30 protein-coding genes and 1 pseudogene are annotated in these 21,833 nt (G+C 40.3%); 27 read left to right on the top strand and 4 right to left on the bottom strand.

Features of this window, described 5'->3' with window-relative positions; genetic code table 11:
- The first annotated feature begins 1 nt into the window (after window position 1).
- From rpsC to GA0116959_RS03880, 22 genes and pseudogenes are all read left to right on the top strand, one after another.
- Window positions 2-818 (top strand): annotated as a pseudogene (gene rpsC / locus GA0116959_RS03985) (30S ribosomal protein S3).
- A complete protein-coding gene (gene rplP / locus GA0116959_RS03980; protein ID WP_053579509.1) occupies window positions 758-1,171 on the top strand; it encodes a 50S ribosomal protein L16 in 414 nt (137 codons plus the stop codon). The pseudogene rpsC and the gene rplP overlap by 61 nt, the downstream one beginning before the upstream one ends.
- On the top strand, window positions 1,171-1,368 hold the full coding sequence (gene rpmC, locus GA0116959_RS03975) for a 50S ribosomal protein L29 (RefSeq protein ID WP_005012982.1): 198 nt from the start codon (window positions 1,171-1,173) through the stop codon (window positions 1,366-1,368). Before rplP ends, rpmC begins: the two co-directional genes overlap by 1 nt.
- A complete protein-coding gene (rpsQ, locus tag GA0116959_RS03970) occupies window positions 1,365-1,622 on the top strand; it encodes a 30S ribosomal protein S17 (protein ID WP_004725698.1) in 258 nt (85 codons plus the stop codon). The genes rpmC and rpsQ overlap by 4 nt, the downstream gene beginning before the upstream one ends.
- Window positions 1,623-1,714: 92 nt before the next feature.
- On the top strand, window positions 1,715-2,083 hold the full coding sequence (rplN, locus tag GA0116959_RS03965; RefSeq protein ID WP_053579510.1) for a 50S ribosomal protein L14: 369 nt from the start codon (window positions 1,715-1,717) through the stop codon (window positions 2,081-2,083).
- A 9-nt stretch (window positions 2,084-2,092) separates the two neighbouring features.
- Window positions 2,093-2,413, top strand: coding sequence for a 50S ribosomal protein L24 (gene rplX, locus GA0116959_RS03960; RefSeq protein ID WP_053579511.1), 321 nt, complete (start codon window positions 2,093-2,095; stop codon window positions 2,411-2,413).
- A gap of 16 nt (window positions 2,414-2,429) precedes the next feature.
- The gene (gene rplE / locus GA0116959_RS03955; protein ID WP_053579512.1) at window positions 2,430-2,966 is read left to right on the top strand and encodes a 50S ribosomal protein L5; all 537 of its coding nucleotides are present in this window, start codon (window positions 2,430-2,432) and stop codon (window positions 2,964-2,966) included.
- Window positions 2,967-2,975: 9 nt separating this feature from the next.
- Window positions 2,976-3,281 (top strand): 30S ribosomal protein S14, encoded by a 306-nt coding sequence (rpsN, locus tag GA0116959_RS03950; RefSeq protein ID WP_053579513.1) that lies wholly within the window; start codon window positions 2,976-2,978, stop codon window positions 3,279-3,281.
- Window positions 3,282-3,294: 13 nt separating this feature from the next.
- Window positions 3,295-3,690: a 30S ribosomal protein S8 gene (gene rpsH, locus GA0116959_RS03945; protein ID WP_053579514.1), complete on the top strand. Its 396-nt coding sequence runs from the start codon at window positions 3,295-3,297 to the stop codon at window positions 3,688-3,690.
- 13 nt (window positions 3,691-3,703) lie between these two features.
- Window positions 3,704-4,237 (top strand): 50S ribosomal protein L6, encoded by a 534-nt coding sequence (gene rplF / locus GA0116959_RS03940; RefSeq protein WP_092718592.1) that lies wholly within the window; start codon window positions 3,704-3,706, stop codon window positions 4,235-4,237.
- 14 nt (window positions 4,238-4,251) lie between these two features.
- Window positions 4,252-4,602 (top strand): 50S ribosomal protein L18, encoded by a 351-nt coding sequence (rplR, locus tag GA0116959_RS03935; protein WP_053579516.1) that lies wholly within the window; start codon window positions 4,252-4,254, stop codon window positions 4,600-4,602.
- A gap of 2 nt (window positions 4,603-4,604) precedes the next feature.
- Window positions 4,605-5,102 (top strand): 30S ribosomal protein S5, encoded by a 498-nt coding sequence (gene rpsE / locus GA0116959_RS03930; RefSeq protein ID WP_053579517.1) that lies wholly within the window; start codon window positions 4,605-4,607, stop codon window positions 5,100-5,102.
- A 6-nt stretch (window positions 5,103-5,108) separates the two neighbouring features.
- Entirely contained in the window at window positions 5,109-5,285 is a 177-nt protein-coding gene (rpmD, locus tag GA0116959_RS03925) for a 50S ribosomal protein L30 (protein WP_003653652.1), read from the top strand.
- Window positions 5,286-5,288: 3 nt separating this feature from the next.
- A complete protein-coding gene (rplO, locus tag GA0116959_RS03920) occupies window positions 5,289-5,729 on the top strand; it encodes a 50S ribosomal protein L15 (RefSeq protein ID WP_053579518.1) in 441 nt (146 codons plus the stop codon).
- 45 nt (window positions 5,730-5,774) lie between these two features.
- Complete coding sequence (secY, locus tag GA0116959_RS03915) at window positions 5,775-7,094, top strand: preprotein translocase subunit SecY (protein WP_171250376.1); 1,320 nt, start codon at window positions 5,775-5,777, stop codon at window positions 7,092-7,094.
- Window positions 7,095-7,113: 19 nt separating this feature from the next.
- Entirely contained in the window at window positions 7,114-7,230 is a 117-nt protein-coding gene (gene rpmJ / locus GA0116959_RS03910) for a 50S ribosomal protein L36 (protein ID WP_000867907.1), read from the top strand.
- Between the two features lie 106 nt (window positions 7,231-7,336).
- A complete protein-coding gene (gene rpsM, locus GA0116959_RS03905; protein ID WP_053579520.1) occupies window positions 7,337-7,693 on the top strand; it encodes a 30S ribosomal protein S13 in 357 nt (118 codons plus the stop codon).
- Between the two features lie 19 nt (window positions 7,694-7,712).
- Window positions 7,713-8,099 (top strand): 30S ribosomal protein S11, encoded by a 387-nt coding sequence (gene rpsK / locus GA0116959_RS03900; protein WP_004281491.1) that lies wholly within the window; start codon window positions 7,713-7,715, stop codon window positions 8,097-8,099.
- A gap of 12 nt (window positions 8,100-8,111) precedes the next feature.
- A complete protein-coding gene (gene rpsD / locus GA0116959_RS03895) occupies window positions 8,112-8,738 on the top strand; it encodes a 30S ribosomal protein S4 (RefSeq protein ID WP_053579521.1) in 627 nt (208 codons plus the stop codon).
- Between the two features lie 17 nt (window positions 8,739-8,755).
- Entirely contained in the window at window positions 8,756-9,763 is a 1,008-nt protein-coding gene (locus GA0116959_RS03890; RefSeq protein ID WP_004650465.1) for a DNA-directed RNA polymerase subunit alpha, read from the top strand.
- 18 nt (window positions 9,764-9,781) lie between these two features.
- Complete coding sequence (gene rplQ / locus GA0116959_RS03885; RefSeq protein WP_004691290.1) at window positions 9,782-10,147, top strand: 50S ribosomal protein L17; 366 nt, start codon at window positions 9,782-9,784, stop codon at window positions 10,145-10,147.
- A gap of 193 nt (window positions 10,148-10,340) precedes the next feature.
- Complete coding sequence (locus GA0116959_RS03880; protein ID WP_092718590.1) at window positions 10,341-11,831, top strand: flavin-containing monooxygenase; 1,491 nt, start codon at window positions 10,341-10,343, stop codon at window positions 11,829-11,831.
- A gap of 60 nt (window positions 11,832-11,891) precedes the next feature.
- Here GA0116959_RS03880 and GA0116959_RS03875 read toward each other — a convergent pair whose 3' ends face one another.
- Entirely contained in the window at window positions 11,892-13,064 is a 1,173-nt protein-coding gene (locus GA0116959_RS03875; protein ID WP_053579523.1) for an acyl-CoA dehydrogenase family protein, read from the bottom strand.
- A gap of 187 nt (window positions 13,065-13,251) precedes the next feature.
- Between GA0116959_RS03875 and GA0116959_RS03870 the strand changes: the two genes are divergently transcribed.
- The 5 genes from GA0116959_RS03870 (at window position 13,252) to GA0116959_RS03845 (ending at window position 18,496) form a co-directional block, all read left to right on the top strand.
- Window positions 13,252-13,509, top strand: a complete 258-nt coding sequence (locus GA0116959_RS03870) for an FAD assembly factor SdhE (protein ID WP_053579524.1) — start codon at window positions 13,252-13,254, stop codon at window positions 13,507-13,509.
- Window positions 13,502-13,888 (top strand): hypothetical protein, encoded by a 387-nt coding sequence (locus tag GA0116959_RS03865; RefSeq protein ID WP_092718587.1) that lies wholly within the window; start codon window positions 13,502-13,504, stop codon window positions 13,886-13,888. Before GA0116959_RS03870 ends, GA0116959_RS03865 begins: the two co-directional genes overlap by 8 nt.
- A 517-nt stretch (window positions 13,889-14,405) precedes the next feature.
- Window positions 14,406-15,473 carry a hypothetical protein gene (locus tag GA0116959_RS03855; RefSeq protein WP_053579526.1) on the top strand — a complete coding sequence of 356 codons (1,068 nt, stop codon included), beginning with the start codon at window positions 14,406-14,408 and terminating at the stop codon, window positions 15,471-15,473.
- A gap of 73 nt (window positions 15,474-15,546) precedes the next feature.
- Window positions 15,547-16,122: a rhombosortase gene (rrtA, locus tag GA0116959_RS03850; protein WP_092718582.1), complete on the top strand. Its 576-nt coding sequence runs from the start codon at window positions 15,547-15,549 to the stop codon at window positions 16,120-16,122.
- Window positions 16,123-16,297: 175 nt separating this feature from the next.
- Complete coding sequence (locus tag GA0116959_RS03845) at window positions 16,298-18,496, top strand: TRAP transporter large permease subunit (protein WP_053579528.1); 2,199 nt, start codon at window positions 16,298-16,300, stop codon at window positions 18,494-18,496.
- 503 nt (window positions 18,497-18,999) lie between these two features.
- Here GA0116959_RS03845 and GA0116959_RS03840 read toward each other — a convergent pair.
- Genes GA0116959_RS03840 through GA0116959_RS03830 form a run of 3 tightly spaced genes read right to left on the bottom strand, consistent with a single transcriptional unit; the run spans window position 19,000 to window position 21,733 of the window.
- A complete protein-coding gene (locus GA0116959_RS03840) occupies window positions 19,000-19,410 on the bottom strand; it encodes a hypothetical protein (protein ID WP_092718581.1) in 411 nt (136 codons plus the stop codon).
- A 15-nt stretch (window positions 19,411-19,425) separates the two neighbouring features.
- Window positions 19,426-19,635, bottom strand: a complete 210-nt coding sequence (locus GA0116959_RS03835) for a YheV family putative zinc ribbon protein (protein WP_171256860.1) — start codon at window positions 19,633-19,635, stop codon at window positions 19,426-19,428.
- Window positions 19,636-19,675: 40 nt separating this feature from the next.
- The gene (locus GA0116959_RS03830; protein WP_244878557.1) at window positions 19,676-21,733 is read right to left on the bottom strand and encodes a M3 family metallopeptidase; all 2,058 of its coding nucleotides are present in this window, start codon (window positions 21,731-21,733) and stop codon (window positions 19,676-19,678) included.
- Window positions 21,734-21,833: the final 100 nt, after the last annotated feature.

Raw genomic sequence — 21,833 nt, 5'->3', positions numbered from 1 at the left:
TATGGGTCAGAAGGTTCATCCAATCGGTATCCGCCTAGGTGTTGTGAAACGTCATAACGCTAACTGGTATGCGAGTCCGAAACAATACGCTGAATATTTGCTTAAAGATCTTCAAGTTCGTGAGTTTTTAACTAAAAAACTTAAAAATGCGATGATCAGCAAAATTCTTATCGAACGTCCAACAGGTGCTGCTAAAATTACTATTAGCACTGCTCGTCCTGGTATCGTAATCGGTAAAAAAGGCGAAGACATTGAGAAACTACAGCGTGAATTAACATCTATTATGGGTGTTCCTGCACAAGTAAGTATCAACGAAATTGATCGCCCAGATTTAGACGCTCGTCTAGTTGCTGAAGCAATTGCTTCTCAATTAGAGAAACGTGTAATGTTCCGTCGTGCTATGAAGCGTGCGGTTCAAAACTCAATGCGTGCTGGTGCTAAAGGTATCAAAGTTGAAGTTTCTGGTCGTTTAGGTGGTGCAGAGATTGCGCGTACTGAATGGTATCGTGAAGGTCGTGTACCTTTACATACACTTCGTGCAGACATCGACTACTCTACTATGCGTGCTGAAACAACTTACGGTACGATTGGCGTTAAAGTTTGGATTTTCCGTGGCGAGATTTTAGGTGGCATGAAACAAGTCATGAACCCTGCTCCTGCTGAAGATCGTCCAGCTAAACGTGGTCGCGGTCGTGGTGAAGGTCAAGAGCGTCGTGGTCGTCGCAATGATCGTTCTGCTGAAAAAGGAGAATAATCCATGTTGCAACCTAAACGTACTAAATTCCGTAAGGTACAAAAAGGCCGTAACACTGGTCTAGCGCATCGTGGTAGCACTGTATCTTTTGGTTCTATTGCGCTTAAAGCAGTTGAACGTGGTCAAATGACTGCGCGTCAAATTGAAGCTGCGCGTCGTACAATTAGCCGTCGTGTAAAACGTGGTGGTAAGATCTTTATCCGTGTTTTCCCAGATAAACCAATTACTCAAAAACCATTAGAAGTACGTATGGGTAAAGGTAAAGGTTCTGTGGAATACTGGGTTTGCCAAATCAAACCAGGTAAAATCTTGTACGAAATGGATGGTGTAAGCGAAGAGTTAGCGCGTGAAGCATTTACGCTTGCTGCTGCGAAGCTTCCGTTTAAAACCACTATCGTGACTCGGACGGTAATGTAATGAAAACTAATGATCTACGTGAAAAATCGGTAGAAGAGTTGACAGCTTTGCTTGATGAGCAACAGCTTAACCAATTCCGTCTTCGTATGGCGAAAGCAACTGGTCAATTGGGTAAATCGCATGAAGTTGCGCTTACTCGTAAAACTATTGCTCGCATCAAGACACTCCTTACCGAAAAACAGGGGAACGGACAATGAGTGAACAAACAGTTCGCACGTTAACCGGCAAGGTCGTAAGCGACAAAATGGACAAGTCTATTGTTGTGCTTATTGAACGCCGCGTTCAACACCCGTTGTATGGCAAATCAATCCGCCGTTCAACTAAATTACACGCTCATGATGAGAATAACACTGCTAAAACTGGCGATGTTGTAACCATTAAAGAAAGCCGCCCAATTTCTAAAACTAAAGCTTGGACTTTAGTGGAAGTTATTGAAGCTGCTGCTGAGTAATTAGACGTTCTTGTTGCATCATCGGTTAATTTCGAGTACTCTTTGAGCCTTTCGAAATTGTGACCGGTGATGCTCGGTTTTGGAGTAGGGCAATGATTCAAACCGAAAGTATGCTCGACGTAGCAGACAACAGTGGTGCTCGCCGCGTACAATGTATTAAAGTACTAGGTGGTTCACACCGTCGTTATGCTTCTGTTGGCGATATTATTAAAGTTACTGTAAAAGAAGCAATTCCGCGTGGCCGTGTTAAAAAAGGCGACGTAATGAATGCTGTAGTTGTACGTACAAAATTCGGCATCCGTCGTTCAGATGGTTCAGTTATTCGTTTCGATGATAACGCTGCTGTTATTTTGAACAACAACAAAGCGCCGATTGCAACTCGTATTTTCGGACCAGTGACTCGTGAACTTCGTACCGAACAGTTCATGAAAATCATTTCATTGGCTCCTGAAGTTCTATAAGAGGCACTCATGGCTAAGATTAAAAAAGGCGATCAAATTATTGTGATCGCAGGTAAAGAAAAAGGCAAACAGGGAACTGTTTTGTCTGTTTCAAATGATCGAGTTAAGGTTGAAGGCCTTAATTTGGTGAAGAAGCATCAAAAGCCGAACCGAGCTACTGGCGCTGAAGGCAGCATCGTAACTCAGGAAGCTACGCTTCATATCTCAAACGTGGCAATTTTTAATGCTACAACCCAAAAGGCTGACCGTGTTGGTTACCAAGTTGATGCTGAAGGCGTGAAAACTCGCGTATTCAAATCAAATGGTGAATCAGTGGCGGTAGCGAAGTAATAGGTTGAACTAGGCTATGGCCAGACTTAAAACACGTTATAACGACGAACTTAAAGCTCAGTTATTAGAGCAATTGGGCGTTAAGAATGTGATGGAAATTCCTCGCATTACCAAAATTACCATTAATATGGGCGTTGGTGCTGCATCAGCTGACAAGAAATTGTTAGATGGCGCTCTTTCTGATATGCAAGCAATTGCAGGTCAAAAGCCAGTTCTTACATTAGCGCGTAAATCGATTGCGGGTTTTAAAATCCGTGATGGTTGGCCGATCGGTTGTAAAGTTACTTTACGCGGCGAACGTATGTACGAATTCTTAGACCGTTTGATCGCGATCGCAATCCCACGTATTCGTGACTTCCGCGGTTTTTCTGCGAAGTCGTTTGATGGTCGTGGTAACTATTCGATGGGTTTGAAGGAACAAATCATGTTCCCTGAAATCGATTTCGATAAGATTGATCGTATTCGTGGTATGGATATTACCATTACTACGACTGCTCGTACTGATGACGAAGGCCGTGCGCTTATGCGTGCATTCGGCTTCCCGTTCAAATAAGAGGTCGATATGGCTAAGAGAAGTATGATTAATCGCGAATTAAAACGCGAAAAGACAGTTGCTAAATTTGCTGCAAAACGTGCTGAGTTAAAAGCAACGATTGCAAATGTAAATGCAACTGACGAAGAGCGTTTTGAAGCGACTTTGAAGTTACAAGCATTACCACGTAATGCGTCTCCAGTACGTCTTCGTAACCGTTGTGGTTTAACTGGTCGTCCTCATGGTTACTTCCGTAAGTTCGGTCTAAGCCGTAACAAACTACGTGAAACAGTAATGCAAGGTGATGTACCGGGCGTTGTTAAGGCAAGCTGGTAAGGAGCGACTATAAATGAGTATGCAAGATACCGTTGCCGACATGTTAACCCGTGTTCGTAACGCACAAATGGCAAAGAAACAGACCGTTTCTATGCCCAACTCTAAGTTGAAGGTAGCTATTGCTAACGTTCTTCAACAAGAGGGTTATATTTCTAACGTAGAAGTTGCTGATGCTGAAGGTAAGGCAACTTTAACGATTACGTTAAAATATTTTGAAGGCAAACCAGTTATCGAAACTGTGAAACGCGTAAGCCGTCCAGGTTTACGTCAATATCGCGGTAAAGATGCACTTCCAAGCGTTAAGCAAGGTTTAGGTATTGCAATTGTTTCTACAAGCAAAGGCATCATGACTGATCGCGCTGCACGTGCTGCGGGCATCGGTGGTGAAGTTATTGCTTTTGTTTCTTAATAGGTGATTCCTCATGTCTCGTGTGGCTAAAGCCCCAGTAACTGTGCCTAACGGCGTAACAGTTACTCAGAACGGCCGGCAGGTCGAAGTGAAAGGCAGCAAAGGTACTTTGTCTTTCAACCTGCATGCGCTGGTCGAGCTTAAACAGGAAGAAGGTAATCTTCAAGTTGCTCCAGTTAAAGAGTCGAAAGACGCTTGGATGCAAGCTGGTACAGCTCGCGCTGTTCTTAACAACCTTGTTAAGGGTGTTAGTGAAGGCTTCGAACGTAAGTTACAACTAATCGGTGTTGGTTATAAAGCTGCGGTTAAAGGTGATGTTGTTCACCTTAACCTTGGTTATTCACACCCTATCGATTACAAACTTCCTGAAGGTGTAACTGCTGAAACTCCAACAGCTACTGAAATCATTTTGAAATCAGCAAGCAAACATATGTTGGGTCAAGTAGCTGCAGATATCCGTTCATATCGTGAACCAGAGCCTTATAAAGGTAAAGGTGTTCGTTATTCGGATGAAGTTGTTCTTCGTAAAGAAGCTAAGAAGAAATAAGGCGCGAGGTTCTTATGAACGAAAAGAAACAATCCCGTTTGCGTCGTGCGAAAAGCACACGCTTGCACATCCGTGCATTGGGTGCGACTCGCTTGTGTGTAAACCGCACTCCGCGTCACATCTATGCACAAGTTATCTCAGCAGATGGTGGCAAAGTTTTAGCGCAAGCTTCGACTTTAGATGCTACTTTACGTGCTGGTACAACTGGTAACGTTGATGCAGCAACTAAAGTAGGTGCTCTAATCGCAGAACGCGCTAAAGCAGCTGGTGTTACTAAAGTTGCATTTGACCGTTCTGGTTTTAAATATCATGGTCGTATCAAAGCCTTGGCTGATGCTGCTCGTGAAAACGGCTTGGAGTTCTAATCATGGCTAAAGTTGAACAAAACGAAGGTCTTGTTGAAAAGCTGGTTGCCGTTGATCGTGTAGCCAAAGTTGTTAAAGGTGGTCGTATCTTTTCTTTCACAGCATTGACTGTGGTAGGTGATGGTAATGGTCGCGTAGGTTTTGGTCGTGGTAAAGCGCGTGAAGTTCCAGCTGCTATTTCTAAAGCACTTGAAGCTGCTCGTCGCAACATGATTACTGTTGAGCTTGTTGACGGTACTGTTCAACACCCTATTAATGCTCGTCATGGTGCAAGCCGTGTTTACATGCAGCCTGCATCTGAAGGTACTGGTGTAATCGCTGGTGGTGCTATGCGCGCAGTTTTAGAGGCTGTTGGTGTACGTAACGTATTAACAAAATGTTATGGTTCTACAAATGCTGCTAACGTAGTTAACGCAACTTTTAAAGGTTTGCGTGATATGACTTCTCCTGAGAAAGTCGCTGCGAAACGTGGTCTTTCAGTAGCACAAATTCAAGGGTAATCAATCATGAAAACGATTAAAGTTACCCAGACTAAATCTTCTTCGCATCGTTTGAAAAATCACAAACTTTGCCTACAAGGTCTAGGTCTGCGTCGTATTGGTCATACTGTAGAAGTTCAAGATACACCTTCTAACCGTGGTATGGTCAACAAAGTTTACTATATGGTTAGTGTAGAGGAATAAGCCATGACTCTGCGTTTAAATGAGCTTGCACCTGCTGAAGGTGCAAAACGTGATAATCTTCGTCTAGGCCGTGGTATTGGTTCGGGCGTTGGTAAGACTGGTGGCCGTGGTGTTAAAGGTCAGAATTCACGTAAAAGCGGTGGTACTCGTCCAGGATTTGAAGGTGGTCAAACTGCGTTATATCGTCGTTTGCCTAAATTCGGTTTTACGAGCCAAATTGCTTTAAAAACTGCTGAAGTACGTTTGTCAGAGCTTGCTAAAGTTGAAGGTGATGTTGTTTCACTTGAAACTTTAAAAGCAGCGAATGTTGTACGTAAAGATATGATTCGTGCTCGTATCGTACTTTCTGGTGAAATTACTCGTGCATTCACTGTTCAAGGTGTTGCATTGACTAAAGGCGCTAAAGCTGCTGTTGAAGCTGCTGGCGGCAAAGTCGAGGAGTAATCGCTAGTGTCTATGTCTCCTAGTTCTTCAGGTCATGTTAACATGATGAAAGGGCAGCCATTTCATGTGAAATATCGTGAAATTATTCGCCGAATGATGTTCCTGATTGGGGCGTTGATGGTCTTTCGACTAGGGGCACATATTCCAGTACCAGGCATTAATAATGCCGCACTTGAAAACCTTTTTAATGCAAACCAGGGCACGATCCTTGGTTTGTTTAATATGTTTTCGGGTGGTGCATTAGAGCGAATGTCCATCCTTGCTTTAGGGATTATGCCTTACATTTCTGCTTCAATTATTGTGCAGTTAATGTCGACGGTTGTTCCTTCGCTAGAAGCTTTAAAGAAAGAAGGCGAGCAGGGTAAGCGTAAGATTAATCAATATACGCGACAAGGCACATTGTTACTTGCATTAGTACAGTCTGTTGGAATGTGCGCAGGACTTATTAGTCAAGGTATTACTTTGACTGCTGGTCTTGCTTTTTATATTCCTGCAGTAACTTCACTGGTTGCAGGTACCATGTTCTTAATGTGGTTAGGTGAGCAAATTACTGAACGTGGAGTGGGTAATGGTATATCCATGATCATTTTCGCGGGTATTGTTGCAGGATTGCCAAATTTAATTATGCAGTCTTTATCATCTGTAGATAATGGCCAAACCAGTCTTATCGGCTTGGTAGTATTTGGTCTTCTATCTATTGGTGTATTAGCAGCGATTGTGTTTATTGAAAAAGCACAACGTCGTATACCAGTCAATTACGCTCAAAAACAACAAGGTCGTCGTGTATTTACTGCACAGCAGACACATTTGCCATTAAAAATTAATATGGCCGGTGTGATTCCCGCAATTTTTGCAAGTTCATTGCTTTTGTTCCCCGCGAGCTTAGGTCAATGGGTGGGAAGTTCTGATCCGAGTGCAGGGATTGTCAAGCGAAGTCTGCAAGACTTGGCATTGGTATTGTCGCCTGGACAGCCGTTGTATTTGGTGCTCTTTGGTGCGTTAATTATCTTTTTCTGCTACTTCTATACGGCACTGGTATTTAGTCCGAAAGAAGTTTCAGAGAACTTGAAACGCAGCGGAGCTTATGTGCCTGGAATTCGACCAGGTGAGCAAACTGCTCGTTACTTAGATCATATTCTTAATCGTTTGACCTTTATTGGCGCGATTTATATCACAGTGATTTGTTTAATGCCGATGGTATTACAGAGTTCATTTGGTATTCCATTCTCTTTGGGTGGTACCTCTTTACTCATCGTTGTGGTAGTCGTGATGGACTTTATGGCTCAGCTTCAAGCACATCTGACTTCACACCAATATGATAATCAAACGTTAATGAGAAAAACGACTGCTCATCCTAAGGGATAAGCGCACTTGAGGTTTCATCATGAAAGTACAAGCTTCTGTAAAAAAAATTTGTGGTAGCTGCAAAGTTATCCGTCGTAATGGGGTTATCCGCGTGATTTGTAGCGCTGAACCTCGTCATAAGCAGCGTCAAGGTTAATCTAATCAAGACCTGTTGATTTCAGTAGGTGAATTAGGTTAATATCCGCCCCTCAAGGTTTTTGTCGGGCGGTTGATTATCTCTACCGCCTTTTTGGAGAAAGTGAATGGCTCGTATTGCCGGTGTAAACATTCCGGATAACAAGCATGCTGTTATCTCCCTCACGTATATTTTTGGTATTGGTCGCCATACTGCTAAGAACATCTTAGCGGCTGTTGGTATTCCGACTACAACTAAGATTCGTGAATTGGATGATGCTCAACTTGATGCGATTCGTGCAGAAATTACCAAGGTTCCGACCGAAGGTGATTTACGTCGCGAAATTTCCATGAACATTAAACGTTTAATGGATTTAGGCTGCTATCGTGGTCTTCGTCATCGTCGCAGCTTGCCTGTCCGTGGACAACGCACCAAAACTAACGCACGTACCCGTAAAGGTCCGCGCAAACCTATTAAGAAATAAGATTTCTGGAAGCTAAAAGATGGCTAAAGATACTCGCGCACGCAAGAAGGTCACTCGTACCGTCTCTGAAGGTGTCGCACACATTCACGCTTCTTTTAATAACACCATTGTGACTATTACCGATCGTCAAGGTAATGCATTGGCTTGGGCCACCTCAGGTGGACAAGGCTTCCGTGGATCACGTAAATCAACACCGTTTGCTGCTCAGGTAGCTGCTGAAGTTGCTGGTAAAGCTGCTTTAGATTATGGTTTGAAAAACTTGGACGTCCTTGTAAAAGGTCCTGGTCCTGGTCGTGAATCTGCGGTTCGTGCTTTAGGTGCAGTGGGTTATAAAATTAACAGCATTACCGATGTGACGCCAATCCCGCACAACGGTTGTCGTCCACCTAAAAAACGTCGCGTCTAAGGAGAATCATTCATGGCTCGTTATATTGGTCCAAAATGCAAACTCTCTCGCCGCGAAGGGACAGACCTGCAACTTAAATCAGGCGTTAAACCGTTTGATGTTAAGACAAAAAAACATGCGAAAGCTCCTGGCCAACACGGTGGAGCTCGTGGTAGTAAACAATCTGAGTACTCACTACAATTACGTGAAAAACAAAAAGTACGTCGTACGTATGGTGTTTTAGAACGTCAATTTAGTAATTACTATAAAGAAGCTGCTCGTGTTAAAGGCGCAACAGGTGAAAACTTGTTGAAATTGCTTGAAAGCCGTCTTGATAACGTCGTTTATCGCATGGGTTTTGGTTCTACACGTGCAGAAGCTCGTCAGCTTGTATCTCACCGTTCAATCACTTTAAATGGTCGTCGCGTTAACATCGCGTCAATCCAAGTTAAAGCGGGTGACGTGGTTGCAGTTCACGAAGGTGCTAAACAACAATTGCGTATTAAAGGCGCAATCGAGTTAGCAACTCAACGTGGTATTCCTTCTTGGATGGAAGTTGATCATTCTAAGTTGGAAGGTACGTACAAAGCTGCACCGGATCGTTCTGATTTACCTGCTGAAATCAACGAAAGCTTGATTGTAGAATTGTATTCTAAATAATCCTTGAGGTAGCAATAATGACGCGTACTGCAAATGAGTTTCTAACTCCGCAAGCGATTAAGGTCGAAGCGGCTAGCGGGACCTCGGCAAAAGTGATTCTAGAACCATTAGAGCGTGGCTTCGGTCATACTCTGGGTAATGCTTTACGTCGTATCCTTCTTTCTTCTTTACCTGGCGCTGCTGTGGTTGAAGTTGAAATAGAAGGGGTCGAGCATGAGTACAGTACCTTAGAAGGCTTGCAGCAGGACATCGTCGAGCTCTTGCTGAACCTAAAAGGATTGTCGATTAAGCTGTTCGATCAAAACGAAGCATATTTGACATTAGAGAAACAAGGTCCTGGTGATGTAACAGCCGCTGATCTTCGTTTACCTCATAATGTTGAAGTGGTAAACCCTGAGCATTTGATTGGCACATTAAGTGCTTCAGGCTCACTAAAAATGCGCCTGAAAGTTTCTCAAGGCCGTGGTTATGAGACATCTGACTCACGTTTCCCAGAAGGCGAAACTCGCCCAGTGGGTCGTTTACAGTTAGATGCTTCTTATAGCCCGATCAAACGTGTGTCTTATACCGTTGAAAATGCGCGTGTAGAACAACGTACTGACCTTGATAAATTGATCATTGATCTTGAGACCAATGGTACAGTTGATCCTGAAGAAGCAATCCGCAAAGCGGCAACAATCTTGCAACAACAAATTGCAATTTTTGTTGATCTTCAGAAAGATCAAGCTCCTGTTGCTCAAGAACCTCGCGAAGAAGTGGATCCAATTTTGCTTCGTCCAGTAGATGATCTAGAGCTTACTGTTCGTTCTGCTAACTGTTTGAAAGCAGAAAATATTTACTACATCGGTGATTTGGTTCAACGTACTGAAGTAGAGTTATTAAAAACTCCTAACTTAGGTAAAAAATCGTTAACTGAAATCAAAGATGTTCTGGCTTCAAAAGGCTTACAACTCGGCATGCGTTTAGAAAACTGGCCACCAGCTAGTTTACGTATGGACGATCGTTTTGCCTATCGCAGCCGTTAATTAAGTAGGACTATCACCATGCGTCATCGTAATAGTGGTGTGAAATTAGGCCGTACAAGCAGCCATCGTAAAGCGATGTTTCAAAACATGGCGAATTCTTTGTTTGAGCACGAGTTGATTAAAACAACTGTGCCTAAAGCAAAAGAGTTACGTCGTGTAGCTGAGCCTTTAATCACTTTAGCTAAAAACGATACTGTTGCAAACCGTCGTTTAGCGTTTGCTCGTACTCGTTCAGCAGCAACTGTTGGTAAATTATTTACCGTTCTTGGCCCTCGTTACAAAGAACGTAACGGCGGTTATCTACGTGTTCTTAAAGCGGGCTTCCGTGCAGGTGATGCTGCGCCGATGGCTTACGTTGAACTTGTAGATCGCGAAGTTAAATAATTTCGTACAGATCTGTTCAGTTGTTCAAAAAAGACCAGTGTTTCACTGGTCTTTTTTATGTCTGATTGTTAGACAATTAATCATTTTGTCCTCAATTGATATAAATTTTATTAGATTTCTTTAAACTTGACATTGAGTATTGTCAGATTTATGCTTTAATAAAATAAAGTTCAAACAAGGTAATAAAAACAAAATGGAAAAGCATGTTGATATTTTGATTATAGGTGCAGGCATTTCAGGTCTCGGCTTAGCTGCACATCTTTCAAAAATTTGTCCGCAACGTCAATTTGATATTATTGAACGTCGGGAAAGTTTTGGTGGAACATGGGATTTATTCAAATACCCAGGGATTCGTTCTGATTCAGATATGTCCACTTTTGGTTATAATTTTAAACCATGGCAAAAAAGTAATGTTTTGGCAGATGGTTCAGCCATTAAAAATTATTTATCAGAAGTTGTTGATGAATATCAGCTCAAAAATAAAATTCATTTTAAACATCGTGTCATCAGTGCAAATTATGATTCATCACTTAAAAAGTGGTTGGTTAAAATTGAAGATCAACAACAAAAACAACAGATTTGGATTGCCAATTTTGTATTGGGTTGTACTGGGTATTATAATTATGATCATGGCTTTCAACCTGATTTTCCAAATCAAGAAGCCTTTAAAGGTCAAATCATTCACCCACAACATTGGCCAGAAAATTTTGATTACAGTGGTAAAAAAGTGGTCATTATTGGCAGTGGGGCAACAGCGATTACTTTAGTTCCTGCAATGGTCAAAGGTGGAGCTAAACATGTCACCATGTTACAACGCTCACCGACCTATATTGCTTCAGTGCCTTCTATCGATTTTGTTTACGATAAAATGCGTAAAGTACTGCCTGAAGACTTGGCCTATAAATTGACCCGAGCCCGTAATATCGGTGTACAGCGAGGTATCTATGCACTTGCACAGAAGCAACCTAAACTATTGCGTAAACTGTTATTAAAGTCGATTGAAATGCAATTAAAAGGTAAAGTGGATATGAAGCACTTTACCCCAACATATAATCCATGGGATCAGCGTCTTTGTGTTGTTCCTGATGGAGATCTATTTAAGATTTTGCGTTCTGGTCAAGCAAGTGTCGCCACAGATCAAATTGATCATTTCACAGAAACAGGAATTTTACTGCAATCAGGTCAGCATTTAGAGGCGGATATTATTATTTCTGCTACAGGATTAGAAATTCAAATTTTAGGTGGAATGAAAGCGACAATTGATCATCAACCGATAGATACTTCCAAACATATGCTCTACCAAGGAATTATGGTGAGTGATGTGCCAAATATGGCCATGATTATTGGCTATATCAATGCTTCTTGGACTTTAAAAGTGGATATTGCAGCGGATTATATTTGTCGTCTAATTAATCATATGGATAAAAATGGCTATGCTGAAGTGATTGCACAGGGTGACCAAAAAGAATTGATGGATGATACTGTGATGGGTAATTTATCTTCGGGTTATATTGCACGTGCAGCAAATGTCATGCCTAAACAAGGTAAGCATGCGCCATGGAATATCACCAATAACTATTTGGCGGATCGGAAAGAATTGAAACAAGCTAAATTCAATGATCCTGTACTCAAATTTGAAAAGCGAGTAGAGGAAGAGCCTCGTAAGCCTCAACTGGTCTCTTGATTGAGCGTTTAAGATATAAATAAAAAGGAGCATATGCTCCTTTTTATTTATATCGTCGTTCTAAAGTGAGCGGGAAATCAACTCTTTCATAATTTCATTGGTACCTGCATAAATACGGTTAGCTCGATTATCGATATAAGCACGTGCAATTGGATATTCCATCATGTAACCATAGCCACCATGGAGTTGTAGGCATTCATCAACAACTTTAGAAAACATATCAGAAATTTTATATTTTGCCGCTGCTGCCGCATCAATACCTAAATTTTCATCTAATTGTAATTCCATACACCGATCTAAATAACTACGGCAAAAATCGATTTCTGTACGTAATTCTGCAAGTTTAAATCGTGTGTTTTGAAAAGATGAGATCGATTTTCCAAAAGCTTTGCGATCTTTGGTGTATTGAACTGTATGTGCGAATGCAGCTTCAGCACCTGCTTGACAGATAATAGCCACCAACATGCGTTCCCAAGCCAATTCTTTCATCAGCATCATAAACCCCATGCCTTCCATACCTAAAAGATTAGCTTTGGGCACCCGCACATCATTAAAGAATAATTCGCAAGTATCTTGACCTTTCATACCAATTTTATTTAGAGGTTTACCCTTGCTAAATCCAACGCGGTCAGCTTCTACAATAATGAGAGATAAGTTAGCCGAACCTTTATCTTCTTGGCCTGTTTTACAAACCACAATGACCATGTCGCATAAATAGCCATTGGTAATGAAGATTTTAGAACCATTAATAATATATTCATCACCATCCAAAACAGCAGTCGTGCGAACTGCTTGTAAATCTGACCCTGTTCCCGGTTCTGTCATGGCAATGGCTGTGACAGTTTCTCCAGATGCCATTTGTGTTAACCATTTTTGTTTTTGCTCATGGTTGCCGAAATTATGAATATAATTCGCTACGATGTCAGAATGTAGTGAAAAGCCCGTACTAGAATCCATGGCATAGGCTTGTTCTTCAATCAGAATCATACTATAAAGACGATTTACCCCATAACCTCCATATTCTTCAGGCATCGTGGCACACAGTAAGCCCAAATCACCTGCTTTGTTCCATAAATCACGATCAACATGTTGCTGTTTCTCATATTTTTCAATATTGGGAATCACTTCTTTTTCATAAAACTTACGTACAGTTTCACGAAAAGCATCATGTTCTTCAGAAAATAAGTTACGTGGTAGCATATTGGTTAATGGGCGAATAGCTCCAGATTGCATTTTTTATATCCATTTATAAAAATAAGTTTCTTAATGAAAATAAAAGATCTGTTGAGTGACAACAATAGGATGAATGCTCAAAGAATGAAGCTGAATGATGAATTTGGTCAATTGAACTAAATGAATCCATTTTTTATTTTCGATCAGGTAAACTAGAAAAAATTTTCACCCATTAATAAGAGATGTTATGACTGAAGAAATCAGCTTGGAAGAACGTAAAGTAATTTATCGTGCACGTCGTGGTTTAAAAGAAATTGATGTGTATTTTGATCCTTATGTAAAAAATTATTATTTGCTTGCAGATTCTGCAGAAAAAGAAATTTTTGCGGCTTTAGTCGATCAAGAAGATCCAGATTTACTTGATTGGTTCATGGAAGTTTCTGAGCCGCCTCGCCCTGAAATGAAAACTTTAATTATAAAATTGAAGCATTACGTGCATGGCTAATCAGTCATTTCATCTGAAGCGCAGTTGTTTAGCGATTGTGTTTCAGTGTAGTTTTTTTATCTTATTCTTGATTGTATTGCAGCAAACATTATCGATATGGCTCTGGTTGTTGTGTTGCATCTTGGCTTTTATTGGTTACTTCTTTTTATTAAAAGCACCTCGTACGTTATATTTTGAACATTTACAAGCACAAGAGTGGTCACTTTTAAAGACAGACCAGTCGGTTGTGCAGAAGGTGATGATTCATCATTTGGTCGATCATCAACTGTATATCGTGGTTCATTTTCAAAAAGGACAGCACAACTCTCTGGTGATTTGGAGAGATCAATTGCCGCGATTAGAATGGAAAGCATTAAAAAAACTTGCTCAATTGCTGTAATTGTTTGACAATTTACTTGGTTTAAATCTAATTAAAATATTATTAATCAATAGATTGAAAAAAATATCCACATTTGTGTAAGACAAGATAACGAGAAAATTCTGAAATATTTCTATTGTTAGACAATTTTGTCTTCCAAATCGCTTGCTTAAATGTACATTAGCTTTACCCACAGCAAATGAGGAAATCATGATGATGATTCCAACTTGGATGTTTCTGGTGGTAGCAATTGTTTTAGCGATTGTTATTGGACGACTAGGAACAGTGCTGAAGGATCAGTTTGTAAGACAAAAAAGCCATTAGGCTTTAAACCCTTAATAAGTAGCATGTGCCGAACCGTCGCAATGCTACTTTTTTTTGCCTAAAATTTCAAACTTTCCTAGATGCAGTCAATTTGCTTGATCTCATTCCGTGGCAAAGTATCAGATCCAATGAGAGTGAATACTCTTTTATTCAGATTTAGCATCTGATATGTTTAGTGATTATGGACATAAACACAATTATAGAGGACAGGAAAATGTCGAAAGTCCAAAAAATATGCCAAGGTGTGGCAATTATTACAGTTGCAAGTACTTTATTCTCAGGTTGCTCTCAAGTGGTCAAATCAGGAGCAAATATTGCAATTGGATTTAGTGAAAAACATATTGTTCCCCCTATTTTAGCCATGGATGATGCAGAAATGGCGTGTAGTTCGGGCACGGCTTTAACGCCAGCGATTATGGCAACCAAAGATATGGGGGCAGATCCAACACGTATTGCTGTTTTACTTTATGCTTCATCTGGTATTTGTGCAGAAAATCAGGCACTCGAATCTGAACTGCGTTATTTGCGTGCAGCGAAAGCAGGCCAAGTAACAGAAGCGCAAGATGCACGTATTGAACAAAAAAGATGGGCTGCAATTGCTGCACAACGCCAGTATGCTGGTTATCAACTGTTTGAAAAACGTTGGGAAAAAAAATATAAATACAAATTGGGCGAAGAATGTCCAAAAATGAAAAATGATTTGGATCAAACCGTTTATCTGATGGGTTTATTGAGTGGTCTACAGGCTATGACCAATGACATCAATTCAGGTGGTGCAGTTAATGTTCCAAAAGATATTGCGGCTGTGGTTGAGCGTGGTATGACCTGTTTGGATAATGCCAAATTCTGGGGTGCACCGAATGCGACACGTGCTGTGATTTGGACATTGTTACCAGGGGCAGGTGATGGTAAGCCAGATCCTTATCAAACCTTAAAACAGTCTATTCAATTGGGCGAGCAAAAAGGTGTACGTTTATCTCATGCTTTATATGCAGTTGCTGCACAAGCAAGTGGTGACGATGCCAAAATTCGTGATGCACTTAAAACATTTGCAGCTTCACGCTCTGAAGAAAAACCTGTCAATCCGCAATTTAAATTGATTGATAGTATGGCCAAAAATATGGTTCAAGGAATTTCAGATCGTTACTGGACAGAGCATACAGGTGTACGCACAAGTGATAGCGGTATGGAACGTTTTTGGGATGAAGAAGAAAACACCTCAGAATTAGATGAGTTGTTTAGTGAAGGCGAAGAAGCTCAACCCGAAGTGCAGAACAATTAAAATATTCTTCTAATGACCTTTAATGATGGATTTATGAGATGAATCCATCATTTTTTAACTGGAGGACATGCCAATGAAAGATCCAATGCTTTTACGAAAAATTGTTTTTATTGCATTTGTGGTGTCATTTTCAGCATGTCTTCAGGTTTTTGCAGACTTATTTATTTATTGGAGAGCTAGTTTATTTGACGAGTTTTGGCGTTTATGGACTGCGCATTGGGTGCATGTAGGCTGGATGCATTATGTACTCAATATGATGGCTTTTTGCTGCTTACCTTTTATTTTTCCTAAAGTTAAAATTTGGCATTTTACTGCGTTGCTTTTCTTATTACCTGTTTTGATTAGTATCAGTTTTTACTATTTTTATCCAAATATTGAAGCATATGCTGGTTTGTCTGGTGTATTGCATGGTGCATATGTTGCAGTTGCTGGTGTACATTTGCTTGATCGAAAGGAACGTCCTTTTGCAGCAGGGGTTTTGGCTTTAATTTTAGCTAAGCTGATTTGGGAAAATACGATGGGCAGTGTTGGAACAGCTGAGCTCATTGGTAGTCCTGTACTGGTTGAAGCGCATTTATTGGGTGTCATTGGTGGAGTTGTAATCGCAATAGTTTATATCTGCTGGAAATATATTTTAAAAGAAAATTAGATTGACCTTTAAAACACAAAAGAAAAATGATGTTGTCATTTTTATTTCAACTATATTGGTGCAAATTTATCCATAACAATAAAGGGATTGGATAGAAAAGGGTTTTTTCATCTCGAAAGGAAAATTGGTTGTACTGGACGCGTGGTAACGACCAAAATAAAAAATAGGAATGCACATGCAAAATGAGGAAAATAACAGATCAGGATTAGGTCTGTTACGTTATATATGGATAGAGTGGTTTTCTACTTTTGTCATTCTACTGCTACTTTTATTGACACTCATCATTGGTACGGGTGAGATGATTCATGGTCAGTTATTGCGTGGAGGGGAGCGTTTGTATGGTAATGAAGCCGTTGGGATGCAATATTCTTTTCTACGTGCCGAACCTACTCAACCCAGTTGTGACCGCCATCCAAATATAGATGCCCAAGTACAACAGCAAATGAAAACCAATGCCAATGACGAGTTTGCTGATATTTTTGGGACAACGTCAGAAGCTGATGTTCGTGCTTCTGTATTGGCTGGGCAACAGCAATGTGAAGAAAAATATCAATTCTATGATAAAGCTATTAAATATATAGATGATCATCCAAGTTTAAGAACTTACCGTACCATTGAAACATCATTTTTTGGTGTATTTAAATTTGGTACAGAAAACCGTGTCATTATTTTATTGTTGATGGTCGTGGTTGCTGCCATTACCGCATCAGTGAAGTTCCATCATATTGGTCTGCGAGCACCGACAACCAAATTAGATTATCGCGTTTATGCATTCTTTATGCTGCTGGCGAATGGTTTATTGACAGGATCGGTACTTAGCCAATATCACTCAATTATTAATTCAGGGGTCACCTCAACCTATGAAACCTTAGTGGTCTATTGGTTATGGATTTTCCTGTTTGTTACTTTGACCTTGATCAGTTTGGTTCAATTATTTAAGCCACCAGTGGTCCAACAAGAAGGTAAAGGCAATATTGGCCTAGCCTTACTCAGTGTTCCTTTATATGCTTATATGGCATTGGTGACGGGTCTAGTCTTTACCTTTGTGATGGATTACCCGATGGGTCAAGGGATTTATCTTGGAATTCTGGTTGAATTCTCAGGTATTTTCTTAAATCTTGCGCTATTCATTTGGGCAGGTATGTTACTGACGCAAACCCGCGTTATGGATTTATTCCTAGGTATATTACGCCCGTGGAATCTCGCGCCAGAAACCTTAACTTGGCTTATTTTGATTGCTGCTGCTATTCCAACTGCTTATACCGGTGCTTCGGGAATTTTCGTTGTTGCGGCGGGTGCGATTATTTATAGAGAAGTGTGGAATTCAGGTTCACGCCGTCAATACGCTTTAGCCGTCTCTGCCATGTCTGGTTCCTTAGGTGTGGTTATTCGACCATGTCTATTGGTCATTTTGATTTCAATGCTTGATAGTCGTCATGTAACTTCTGATGAATTGTTTGATCATGGTATTTATGTATTCTGGTTAACTGCATTTATATTCCTTGGCATATCTCTCTATCTTGCAGAAACACGGTTCCGTGTGAACTCACCTAAAGTTGCTGTTCCAGCCATGCTTAAAGCCGTGGTTCCAGTCATTCCTTATATTGTGATCACGATTATTGTCATTGGGCTGTACAAGTATGGCCTAGATACCAAAATGGATGAATTCACAGCACCTGTGATTTTACCGATTATCTTGATTGCCTATATTATGTTTGACAAGTGGTGGGGCGACCGCTTTGTGACACCGCCTGATGCACATGCTGCTTTGGCTTTAGAACATGAAAAGCAATCGACTTTTATGCGTGAACATACGCCACATGTCGGAGAGAAAACACGCGGTTTCCGTCACTCTCTTTGGTTTGCTTCAGCTGAAACTGTAGGGCACATTGGTGCACTTATCATCTTGATGGCATTGTCTGCAAGTGTAGGCGGCCTAATTGAGCGCAGTGAAGTGGTGGAGTTATTACCAACTCATTTGAGTAATATTTATATTTCATTGGCATTTATTGCATTGCTATTGGCGATCATTGGGATGACCACTGATCCATTTGGTGCGGTCATTTTAGTTGCAGCAACAATTGCACCTGTCGCTTATGAAAACGGTATACATCCAATTCATTTCTGGATGATTGTACTGGTTGCTTTTGAGCTAGGTTATGTTACGCCACCTGTTGCACTGAATCATCTATTGACACGAATGTCGGTCGGAGATGCGGAAGTTCGCGCAGCAGATGCGGAAGCTAAGGCCAAATACAACAAGTTCTATTATCGTTATGAACGTTGGCTATTACCGATTATGGTGTTATTCCCATCATTATTGATTGTAACTTACGCACCTTATCTCTTTAAGATGTTTGGTTGGTATCAGTAATAAGCCTTAATCTAGTTTAGAAAAAGCACTCCAATAAGGGGTGCTTTTTTTATTTGAATCTTTGGTATTCAATCTGCATGAGGATGAAAAAAGATATGGTTTAAAGAAGTGAAAATTAAAGTGAGGATTTTTAGTTATGCATATTATCTTTTAAATCATCATTTACGACAATTTAATGGCATCAAGTTTTAGCTCACGAACTTCGATAAATAACGATTATTTTTAGAACATGCTTGAGAGAAGTAAGCTCTTATCTCGCAAAAATGAACTAGAAATTGAAAAATAAAAAATCATAGATTATTAATGAGTTAACATCATGATAGAAGCATAGAAATTTATTGAATAAACTTCAGATGAAGAGCTAAAAACACATTAAAAATAAATGAAATTGAGCCTATTTAAATGTGTTTTAAATAAAAAATGGATAAAATTCATCTAAATTGATTTGAAAATTTTACTTTTAGGACTTTCTATTTTTAGTACTCTTAAAGGTAGTCATCGGATTATTTTTGGACCAATTGCGCTTCAATTAATTTAATTTGCTCTTCTTTTAGCGTGATCAGCTGATCTGCATCATTATGTTGTGCTTTGAGTATATTTTCTTGATCATGTAATTGAGTCTGAATATCTTCAAGTTTTGCCACTTCTTCTTTGGCTAAAGCTGGATCGTTTGGAGTAGCAGTTTTCAAAATGCTTTCGTCGACCAGTTGAATGGTTTTTTCATCCAGAGTGCGAACAGGTTCACTTGGTTTTACTGGCGTGGATACGGTAGAGTTGATGCTTTCAGATTCAGTTGTTACTTCGCTTGATGAATTCATAAACCATTGATAGGCAAAAAAAAGCACAATAATGGCTACCATGCCTCCAATAATGCCCATTAAAAGCTTAGGACTATTTCTTTGATCTGACGTCATTTATTTTAACCTTTATTATTTTGGCTGACGAGGTTTGAATTGAATGACACCAACTTCATCCGCTATTTCTGGTAGCTGTGGTTCATCAATATGGGTCGGACGATTTTCGCTATATCCACATTCGATGCATTCAATCCACTCATCATTACCAGAGATAAGCATGACCACTCGATCTAACGCTTCACATTTAGGACACTTAGCACCTGCAATGAAACGACGTTTAATAGTCATCTGACTTACCTTCTGATCAATTAAGCCGCCTATTTTAAGGGTTTTTAGAGGGGTTCGTCCAACCTTGATGACGTAATAACGCATCTATTTTTGGTTCTCGTCCTCTGAAATTGATAAATGCATCAAGTGCTGTATCTTTTCCGCCAACTGCTAGAATAAATTGACGAAACTCTTTTCCGGTTTGTGTGTTAAAAACACCTTCCTCTTCGAAACGATCAAAAGCATCACTGGCCAAGACCTCTGCCCACTTGTAAGAATAGTAACCCGCCGCATAACCACCCGCAAAAATATGGCTAAAGCTATGTTGGAAACGGTTATAAGGCGCAGTTGGAGCAAGGGCATATTTCTGACGGATCTCATTCAAGGTGGTCTGTACCTGTTCGGCATTTAAAGCAGAACGGTGCTTGTGAATAGACAAGTCGAATAAGGCAAACTCAATTTGACGTAAAGTTTGCATTCCAGACTGAAAGAAGCGGGCGTCCAATAAAGCCTTGAGTAAATCTTGTGGTAAATGTTGCTGGGTTTCGATGTGCTCACTCAGCAGATCAAGACTATCATGATCCCATGTCCAAAATTCCATAAACTGACTTGGCAATTCAACTGCATCCCAAGCTACACCATGTGTACCCGCCACTGAAATTTGATCGACCTCGGTCAACATATGATGTAAACCATGACCAAATTCATGAAATAAAGTATTGACCTCATCATGTGTGAGCAATGCAGGCTGTGTTCCTACCGCGGGAGTGAAATTGCAGACCATATAGCAAATGGGTTTTTGTATGCCATTTCCCGTTTGCATACGAGAACGGAAACCACTCATCCATGCACCACCACGTTTACCACTTCTTGCGAATAGGTCGAAATAGAAACCGCCTAATACAATGCCTTGCTCTTCAAGTTCAAAATAACGCGCATCAGGATGCCAAACGGGTGCTTTACGTTCGACGATATTGATCCCGTATAAACGGTTTACAATACTGAATAAGCCTTGCAAAATTTTAGGTGCAGGGAAATACGGTTTTAATGATTCTTGGGATAAATTAAATTGTTGAACTTTGAGTTTTTCAGAATAATATCCAGTATCCCAAGGTTGTAAATCGCTAACGCCATCTTGCGATGCAATGGCATGGAGTTCGGCAATTTCTTGTGTAGCAGGAGCGCGTGCATGTTCTGCAAGCTCAATTAAGAATTGATTGACTGCTTCGACATTCGGTGCCATTTTACTGGCCAATGAAAACTCAGCGTAATGACTAAAGCCTAAGAGTTGTGCCATTTCATGACGAAGACTTAAAATTTCTTCCATCACGGAAGTATTATCAAATTCTAAATGTTCTGATTGATCCGAGGCACGTGTGGTATATGCTTTATACAGTTCTTCACGCAAGTCGCGATCATCTGCATAGGTCATAATCGCAAGATAGGCAGGAATATCTAAAGTTGCAACGGCTTGTTCAAGTTCACGTTGTTGTCCATATTGTTTTAACAGTTCGATACTACTGGGCGGCAGACCTTGCAATTGTGCTTCAGCCAACGGCTTAAAATAAGCTTGAGTCGCATCAAGCACATGATTGGAAAAATCAGATGCAAGCTGAGACAAACGCGCAGAAATCTCTGCATAACGTTTTTTTGCATTTCCCTCTAGAGCCACACCCGATAACTTGAAATCACGCAGTGCAAGTTTAATCGCACTTTGCTGTGCAACCGGCAAGGTATCAAATAAAGCCACATCATGGACATGTTGAAAAGTTTGGTACAACACCGTGTGTTGACCCAATTCGGTATAGTACTCACTCAAAGCAGGGAGGAGAGACTGGTAGACTTCACGGGTTTCTGTATTGTTCATCACGGCATTAAGATGAGAGAGAATACCCCAAACTTCACTCAGATTATTTTCGAGAGTGTCTACTTGTTCTAAGACTAAAAGCTGTGCCTGAATATTTTCAGGAACTTCTGTTAAATTATTTAAAAAATTTAATCCTTGTTGAAGAGATTGTTCAATTTGTTGTTTTAAATCGGCAAGTTGAATTTGATCAAATTGAGGAACAGGCAAAGTGGCCTTGTCTAAAGTCATTTCTATACGCCATAACATTGATAAACTTAATAGTAGATGTAGGGCTTAGACTTCAGAAAATCAAGGTTTATATTGGTTTTAGTCTGTAAATAGCAACATATATGAACAATTGAAAAAA

The sequence above is a fragment of the Acinetobacter albensis genome, from assembly GCF_900095025.1.
In the GTDB taxonomy this organism is placed as follows: Bacteria; Pseudomonadota; Gammaproteobacteria; order Pseudomonadales; family Moraxellaceae; genus Acinetobacter; species Acinetobacter albensis.
This window is presented reverse-complemented; position numbering and strand designations above follow the sequence as displayed.

Excerpts from the sequence above, each read along its gene's own strand:
- rplP (WP_053579509.1), top strand. The coding sequence starts at position 758 with ATGTTGCAACCTAAACGTACTAAATTCCGTAAGGTACAAAAAGGCCGT.
- rpmC (WP_005012982.1), top strand. The coding sequence starts at position 1,171 with ATGAAAACTAATGATCTACGTGAAAAATCGGTAGAAGAGTTGACAGCT.
- rpsQ (WP_004725698.1), top strand. The coding sequence starts at position 1,365 with ATGAGTGAACAAACAGTTCGCACGTTAACCGGCAAGGTCGTAAGCGAC.
- rplN (WP_053579510.1), top strand. The coding sequence starts at position 1,715 with ATGATTCAAACCGAAAGTATGCTCGACGTAGCAGACAACAGTGGTGCT.
- rplX (WP_053579511.1), top strand. The coding sequence starts at position 2,093 with ATGGCTAAGATTAAAAAAGGCGATCAAATTATTGTGATCGCAGGTAAA.
- rplE (WP_053579512.1), top strand. The coding sequence starts at position 2,430 with ATGGCCAGACTTAAAACACGTTATAACGACGAACTTAAAGCTCAGTTA.
- rpsN (WP_053579513.1), top strand. The coding sequence starts at position 2,976 with ATGGCTAAGAGAAGTATGATTAATCGCGAATTAAAACGCGAAAAGACA.
- rpsH (WP_053579514.1), top strand. The coding sequence starts at position 3,295 with ATGAGTATGCAAGATACCGTTGCCGACATGTTAACCCGTGTTCGTAAC.
- rplF (WP_092718592.1), top strand. The coding sequence starts at position 3,704 with ATGTCTCGTGTGGCTAAAGCCCCAGTAACTGTGCCTAACGGCGTAACA.
- rplR (WP_053579516.1), top strand. The coding sequence starts at position 4,252 with ATGAACGAAAAGAAACAATCCCGTTTGCGTCGTGCGAAAAGCACACGC.
- rpsE (WP_053579517.1), top strand. The coding sequence starts at position 4,605 with ATGGCTAAAGTTGAACAAAACGAAGGTCTTGTTGAAAAGCTGGTTGCC.
- rpmD (WP_003653652.1), top strand. The coding sequence starts at position 5,109 with ATGAAAACGATTAAAGTTACCCAGACTAAATCTTCTTCGCATCGTTTG.
- rplO (WP_053579518.1), top strand. The coding sequence starts at position 5,289 with ATGACTCTGCGTTTAAATGAGCTTGCACCTGCTGAAGGTGCAAAACGT.
- secY (WP_171250376.1), top strand. The coding sequence starts at position 5,775 with ATGAAAGGGCAGCCATTTCATGTGAAATATCGTGAAATTATTCGCCGA.
- rpmJ (WP_000867907.1), top strand. The coding sequence starts at position 7,114 with ATGAAAGTACAAGCTTCTGTAAAAAAAATTTGTGGTAGCTGCAAAGTT.
- rpsM (WP_053579520.1), top strand. The coding sequence starts at position 7,337 with ATGGCTCGTATTGCCGGTGTAAACATTCCGGATAACAAGCATGCTGTT.
- rpsK (WP_004281491.1), top strand. The coding sequence starts at position 7,713 with ATGGCTAAAGATACTCGCGCACGCAAGAAGGTCACTCGTACCGTCTCT.
- rpsD (WP_053579521.1), top strand. The coding sequence starts at position 8,112 with ATGGCTCGTTATATTGGTCCAAAATGCAAACTCTCTCGCCGCGAAGGG.
- GA0116959_RS03890 (WP_004650465.1), top strand. The coding sequence starts at position 8,756 with ATGACGCGTACTGCAAATGAGTTTCTAACTCCGCAAGCGATTAAGGTC.
- rplQ (WP_004691290.1), top strand. The coding sequence starts at position 9,782 with ATGCGTCATCGTAATAGTGGTGTGAAATTAGGCCGTACAAGCAGCCAT.
- GA0116959_RS03880 (WP_092718590.1), top strand. The coding sequence starts at position 10,341 with ATGGAAAAGCATGTTGATATTTTGATTATAGGTGCAGGCATTTCAGGT.
- GA0116959_RS03875 (WP_053579523.1), bottom strand. The coding sequence starts at position 13,064 with ATGCAATCTGGAGCTATTCGCCCATTAACCAATATGCTACCACGTAAC.
- GA0116959_RS03870 (WP_053579524.1), top strand. The coding sequence starts at position 13,252 with ATGACTGAAGAAATCAGCTTGGAAGAACGTAAAGTAATTTATCGTGCA.
- GA0116959_RS03865 (WP_092718587.1), top strand. The coding sequence starts at position 13,502 with ATGGCTAATCAGTCATTTCATCTGAAGCGCAGTTGTTTAGCGATTGTG.
- GA0116959_RS03855 (WP_053579526.1), top strand. The coding sequence starts at position 14,406 with ATGTCGAAAGTCCAAAAAATATGCCAAGGTGTGGCAATTATTACAGTT.
- rrtA (WP_092718582.1), top strand. The coding sequence starts at position 15,547 with ATGAAAGATCCAATGCTTTTACGAAAAATTGTTTTTATTGCATTTGTG.
- GA0116959_RS03845 (WP_053579528.1), top strand. The coding sequence starts at position 16,298 with ATGCAAAATGAGGAAAATAACAGATCAGGATTAGGTCTGTTACGTTAT.
- GA0116959_RS03840 (WP_092718581.1), bottom strand. The coding sequence starts at position 19,410 with ATGACGTCAGATCAAAGAAATAGTCCTAAGCTTTTAATGGGCATTATT.
- GA0116959_RS03830 (WP_244878557.1), bottom strand. The coding sequence starts at position 21,733 with ATGTTATGGCGTATAGAAATGACTTTAGACAAGGCCACTTTGCCTGTT.